This is a genomic window from Cellulomonas sp. P4_A2 (assembly GCF_056402515.1).
Genome location: NZ_JBFUHG010000035.1, coordinates 1 through 5,009 on the forward strand (window position 1 = coordinate 1; position 5,009 = coordinate 5,009).

General features: G+C 63.8%; 6 protein-coding genes. 4 read left to right on the forward strand and 2 right to left on the reverse strand.

Going from position 1 to position 5,009, the window contains the following annotated elements; translation table 11 throughout:
- The 4 genes from AC1DUE_RS19855 to AC1DUE_RS19870 all read left to right on the forward strand — a co-directional run.
- Positions 1 to 353: hypothetical protein (locus AC1DUE_RS19855; protein ID WP_477041137.1), on the forward strand; the 353-nt coding region annotated here is incomplete at its 5' end.
- A 529-nt stretch (positions 354 to 882) separates the two neighbouring features.
- Positions 883 to 1,704, forward strand: a complete 822-nt coding sequence (locus AC1DUE_RS19860; protein WP_477041138.1) for a TIGR04255 family protein — start codon at positions 883 to 885, stop codon at positions 1,702 to 1,704.
- Entirely contained in the window at positions 1,701 to 2,201 is a 501-nt protein-coding gene (locus AC1DUE_RS19865; protein WP_477041139.1) for a hypothetical protein, read from the forward strand. The genes AC1DUE_RS19860 and AC1DUE_RS19865 overlap by 4 nt, the downstream gene beginning before the upstream one ends.
- Before the next feature lie 16 nt (positions 2,202 to 2,217).
- Complete coding sequence (locus AC1DUE_RS19870; RefSeq protein WP_477041140.1) at positions 2,218 to 2,700, forward strand: hypothetical protein; 483 nt, start codon at positions 2,218 to 2,220, stop codon at positions 2,698 to 2,700.
- Between the two features lie 948 nt (positions 2,701 to 3,648).
- Here AC1DUE_RS19870 and AC1DUE_RS19875 read toward each other — a convergent pair.
- Together AC1DUE_RS19875 and AC1DUE_RS19880 are read right to left on the reverse strand one after the other, a co-directional pair.
- Positions 3,649 to 3,834, reverse strand: a complete 186-nt coding sequence (locus tag AC1DUE_RS19875) for a hypothetical protein (RefSeq protein ID WP_477041141.1) — start codon at positions 3,832 to 3,834, stop codon at positions 3,649 to 3,651.
- Between the two features lie 213 nt (positions 3,835 to 4,047).
- Positions 4,048 to 4,671: a hypothetical protein gene (locus tag AC1DUE_RS19880; RefSeq protein WP_477041142.1), complete on the reverse strand. Its 624-nt coding sequence runs from the start codon at positions 4,669 to 4,671 to the stop codon at positions 4,048 to 4,050.
- Positions 4,672 to 5,009 lie beyond the last annotated feature (338 nt).

Genomic DNA, 5,009 nt, shown 5'->3' on the forward strand with positions numbered 1-5,009 from the left:
AGTCAAGCGACTCGACCCCGGCGACCACCGCGTCGACATCCGAATGCACCGAAAAGCCACACCGTCCCGTCAGCGCTGACGAGGCAGCGTTGTGCGTCTACCAGGCGTGGGTCTCCGGCGACGACGACTTGCTGGTCGCCTACGGTGATACGGGCGTCACAGATCCACTCCCGACCGTCATGGCCGATCCGCAAATGACGTCGGAAGGGTGCTCGGCTCTCGCAGGAGCGGGCGAGGACGTCGTGTGCACGTGGTCTGGCGAGTTTCAGGACGGTCGAGTAGCGGTTCACATGCAGGTCACTGGAAATGCCTCGGACGGCTACCGAGTCACCAAGATCGACGTCGAGCACTGACCCTGCCCGAAGCTCGCGCACCTGGCCACGAGGCGACGGACCGGCCGGGTCGTCGCGCGGGAGGCAGTGGTCGTCCGCGAATACACCGCGTCGTCGCGTTCGCCCTCCAGAAGGACGCGTTCCGGCCAGTTACCGAGCCGGCCCTCAGGGGCAAGGATCGAGGTCACAGCTTCTCTTCACATCGACCTCCGGCCCGGTCTCATGGCACGGGCACTGCGTGATCACAGGGTCGACTCTTCTTGCACTACGTGTCGGCCGCATCTGGCAGATGGCGGCGCACCCAACGACAGGTCGTGGTCGATCCTCGCCTACGACGTCATGTCGGGAGGGCAGTCTTCGATTTCGCTGGTCGATGCCGAAAAGTCCATCGGGAGCCATCGCTGCCTGGAGCGAGTGTTGATCGACGACAGACTCGCCGGTCAGTCGGCGGGGCGGCCGCCGCTTCGACGGATGTGGGGCAGAATGACGATGTGATCCGGGACACCGTCGGGGCGGCCTCCGTGACCATCTGTGTACGGGAGTCGCGTTGGTGACCAGCGGCGATGCCCTGATGGTCGATTTCCGCGAGCCGCCCGTCGTCGAAGTTGTGGCTGGCGTCGCGTACGAGGGCGTCGGTCCGGCTACTGGTGCGCTCTTGGCGGCGTTCTGGAAGGAACGCCTGCGATCAAGGTTTCCAAATCTGGAGCCACAGCCCCCCTACACCGTGCCGCAAGAATCGTTCGAGGGCACGGCGATTCCGTCAATGCGCTTCGGAATGATGGAGGGGATCCTCCCGACCAGATGGTGGGCATCCAGTTCTGACCAGCAGCTACTGGTGCAACTGCAGCCTGGATATTTCGCGTGCAACTGGCGAAAAGTGAAGCCCAACGATGACTACGATCACTGGCCAAAGCGTCGTGAAGCGTTCATCGAGACCTACCGTGACTTCGTCGCCTACATCCTCGACGCCGACGTGGGTTCGCCACAAATAACGCAGTGCGAAGTGTCCTATATCAATCACATTGTGCCGAATGATCTTTGGTCGCGACATGCCGATTTCGAACGCATATTCGCCGCGTCTCTCAGCGACTCGACTGTGGGAAGGCTTGAGCAAATCACGGCGCAGGCGCAGTTTGTTCTCGAGTCCGACGGTGTCCCTTACGGACGGTTGCATGTCAAAATACTTCCAGCGTACGCGCGGGACGGTGAAACTCCATTGTATGTCCTCGAGCTAACCGCCCGAGGACCTAGCAATGATGGAGGAATCGAAGGTGCTCTCCGATTCCTAGACAGAGGTCGCGAGGCCATCGTTCAAGCTTTCCTGGACCTGACCACTGGTGAAATGCAGAGCCGATGGGGGATTGACCGATGATGCTCACCCGCGAAAAGTACTCGCCCTCCGCGCAGAACACGGTGGCTTCTGGCGAAGTCTTCGCCGACGAAGCGATTCTTATCGCAAACAGCACTGCGGCAACGAACCGCGACGTCTGGGGACTGGTCGGCGTGAGGCCTGGAGGCGGTGGCGACTGGCGCCGATCGTTCGCGTCGCGCATCAATCAATTGCTGTTGCGGACGGACGGCTGGGACAGCTACGGCGGCGTCCGTCTGCAGCGAGATGCTGTCGCGGTTCTTCAGGTCGTGCTTTCGGAGCTTGACCCCTACATCGGAACTGCCCCTGCCATCTCGTTGACGACCGAAGGTGGACTTCTGTGCAGCTGGTCGAACGGTTCCTACTCCCTAGATATTGAAGCGAGCGCGACCGAGGAGCCGAGTGTGTACTTTCGCGACAACACCTCGGGGTTCGAATCTGATGTGCCACTGACTGAGACGCGCGAACTGGAGAAGCTGGTTTGGCAGGCGTCCAACTGAGTCGCCGGAACCTCGAATGGTACTCAAGTTCGAATCGTTCGAGGACGATACATCAGGCGTCCCAGACGCGACGATTCTCTTTCGGCGAGTTACATGGGACCTGATTGGCGGCCGGGAGAGGTGTGCCATCGGTGCCGAAGCCCAGATCAGTGGCAACGCCTTTAGTGACTACCCGGAACTAAGAGCTCGCGAATTGGGCTATCCTGGGCCGTGCATGTCGGTGGCGCTTGAAGCGAAATTGCGCGAGCACGGCTTCGGACCTGAACGCCTTATCCTGGATCATCCAGGATACGGCGTCGTTCGAATTCGCGTTGAGGACCTGCGCAGCCTTACCCGGTCGAACGGTGAGGAGTGCCATCAAGGTGTCATGGCATCCCCCGAAGAAACGGAGCCGTGGCACGCCGTCGTCTTCGAACCGCGCGGCGGTCAGCGACAGAAGCCGGTCAAGGCTGCAATTGCTGCGGTTGCTCAGTGGGTCATTCCCCTGCGAAATGACTAGTTTTGGGGTTCGGTGGTCCGATCCGCTGTTCCGACCCGGTGCCCGTGGTCGTCGAGGCGGCTCACACTGGCGCCCACGCACCTGGCCGTCTCGGCGGCCTCTGCGTGTGGTCAGCATATGGTCAGCAACGCCGCCGGATCGGGCGCCTTGATGGAACTACTTGCATGTATTTCAGCAGGTCAGCGCCGTGGCGGGGTCTTCGAGTCGAACTCCTAAAGCGGGTGTCGGCAGTTCGAATCTGCCCAGGCGCACAGTGTGTTGGTGCAGGTCAGGGGCTCGGGGACTGCAGCAGATGAAGCCGCTGCGGGGCTCGCAGGGGCCTCGTGGTCAGCATTGTGGTCCGCCGTCGGAGGCCCTCGATCGCCGCGCGTCGCGGAACTCCGGAGTGGACACGGGGATGTCGTCGGGCAACATGGCGGCATGAAAGAGCCGCCAGTCGGACTGCCTGCTGCGAACTCACGGAAGTGGCACTCGAGACGACGCTGGGACGGACTGGGCTACCTGCGTGTGCGGTCTCTGGGTAACCCGGAGTGGCCGCGCGACACCCATTGGCTGGTCGGAGTGCTGACGCGACAGCGCAAAGGCGCACACGATAGCGAGCGCGACCTTTACGACGCGGTGATCGATGCGACCAGGCGCTATCCCAGGACGGCGCTAGGCGTGATCGACGCTGAAGCTGCGTGGGATGAAGTACTTACGGTGATCGACGACCTGCTGCTCGTGCGGCGCGACATCTCGAGGCCGTCCGTGCGGAGCAGGCCGATCCGGCTTAGCCGGGTTGCTTTCGGTCTTTGCCCGCGGCGGATGGCCCCATCCGAGGCCTCCTCGTCGAACAGCCGGATCCCTTGCCGGCTCAGCAGAATCCGCCGGCGCGCAATCAGTGCCGTGGTGCGAGACCGATCGCGCCTGTGCTTTCCCCGGAATGCCAGGGTGCTCCGCCGCGGGTGGCTACTCCTCCGGGTCGCGCAGAGCGGCGCGGGCGATGCCGAGGTCCTGTTCGTAGGTAGGACCGAACAGCACGGGAAGCTGTGGCTCGAGCGCAGCCTCAAGGTCCCAGAGAACGCGCAGTTCGGACCGGTCGCCGGTGGGAAGCGCGCGGCGTTCGTTGTTGTCCGCAAGCCAGGCGTGGAGCACGAGGGCTTCAATCCTGCGTCAGCCGTACAACCACCTCCGGGCCGCGCTCCTCGTTCGTCACATCGGTCACTGTGGCACTACCGGCGAAGGGATGCCGGGAGGCGCGGATCACTGGGCGTTCGGCGACAGTCGTCGGCGTGCCGCAGTTATCTCACCGCAACCGTATAGGGGGAACCATGACTCCGTCGCAGGGTCAAGTGGTCCCGTCGCGCTTCACCGTCGGAAGTACCCGTGCGAACTAGCCGCCGGACGGTACATCGAGCGGCGGCGGCTGAATGGCCGGATACGCCTGACCAGGCTCGCTCGGCCGCAAGACCTCAACCGTCTCGACCGCAGTTCAAAATGCTTCGGCATCCACGGTGAGAGGCGACCTGTCAGCGCCGAGACCGGGTCGGCGACGGTGAGCACCAGGTCTCCGAGCGGCGGTGCTGGTGTGAACCACTGGGTGGTCGACCACTCGCCGCCACGGCCAGTACCGCTCAAGGAGGTGAGCACCAGCTCGCTTGCCGCCGGCCAGTGCTTCAAGCTGTAGCGCCGCCCGGCGACTACGGCGGTACGTCCATCGGCGAATCCCACTCCGGGGAGCAGTCCCGCGTCGACTGTCGAGTGCTTCCGATCGCCGAGATCGGGATCGATGCGACACCGGTCGGCCAATTCGATCTGGAGCCCGATCGTGTAGCGAGCAAGGCCGACAAGGAGGACTCCCGCGTCTGCGGAGCGCCCGATGGCTCCGCTCACGCTGACAGAGGTGCGTGCCTCGTTGTCGGGCGGCCTGAACTGGATTCGTCCCTGGGCGACGTCGTCCGCGTCGCCGGAGAAGGGCAGAGCCGAGGTCATGAGCCCGACCCTCGTCCGCATCCCGTCAGTTGGTCAAAGGCTTTCGTCGTGTCCACTGGTCCGCCGGCAAACTGGGTCGGCCTCTCCCGGGCGAGCGGACCCCAGCCGCGTCCCGAGCCGTCCCCGACCGCGGGAAGCATGGTCTACCTATATCGTCCGTGCGCATGCGAACGAACCCGCTGGTAGCCCCGTTGGCCAGCGCCGCACTCACGCTCGCGTTTGCAGCAGGGTGTGCTGCCACGGCCGAGTCAAGCGACTCGACCCCGGCGACCACCGCGTCGACATCCGAATGCACCGAAAAGCCACACCGTCCCGTCAGCGCTGACGAGGCAGCGTTG

Coding starts and splice junctions, on each gene's coding strand:
- AC1DUE_RS19865 (WP_477041139.1), top strand. CDS start 1,701: ATGATGCTCACCCGCGAAAAGTACTCGCCCTCCGCGCAGAACACGGTG.
- AC1DUE_RS19870 (WP_477041140.1), top strand. CDS start 2,218: ATGGTACTCAAGTTCGAATCGTTCGAGGACGATACATCAGGCGTCCCA.
- AC1DUE_RS19880 (WP_477041142.1), bottom strand. CDS start 4,671: ATGACCTCGGCTCTGCCCTTCTCCGGCGACGCGGACGACGTCGCCCAG.